This is a genomic window from Psychroflexus maritimus, assembly GCF_011089875.1.
Lineage (GTDB): Bacteria > Bacteroidota > Bacteroidia > Flavobacteriales > Flavobacteriaceae > Psychroflexus > Psychroflexus maritimus.
In genome coordinates, this window is record NZ_JAANAS010000107.1 from 1 (window position 1) to 296 (window position 296).

Sequence of the window (296 nt, forward strand, 5' to 3'; positions counted from 1 at the left end):
TCCAACCAAACACAAACCGATTGTTTTGTGGTTCGGGAATTGGAACTCATCGTTGAGCCGAGTCCGCAGGTACAAGATTTTGACGACTTACGGGCTTGTAGTGATAATCCGAATATTGCGGTATTTGATTTAACTCAGAATTCAAGTTTAATTATTGGCAATCAAGAAAACCTAACATTGACTTATCATCAAAGCCAAGAAAATGCCGAAAATGGCACCAACGCTATTGCTTTTCCTGTGAATTATAACGGAATTGATGGTGAGTTCATCTATATCCGATTGGAAGGAGAAAATGC

Annotated in this window: 1 protein-coding gene; it reads left to right on the forward strand. The window is 39.2% G+C overall.

Translation table 11 applies throughout. The annotated features are described in order from the left end of the window. A partial coding sequence (locus G7034_RS12160; protein WP_166401068.1) for a hypothetical protein occupies positions 1 to 296 on the forward strand: 296 nt, incomplete at both ends.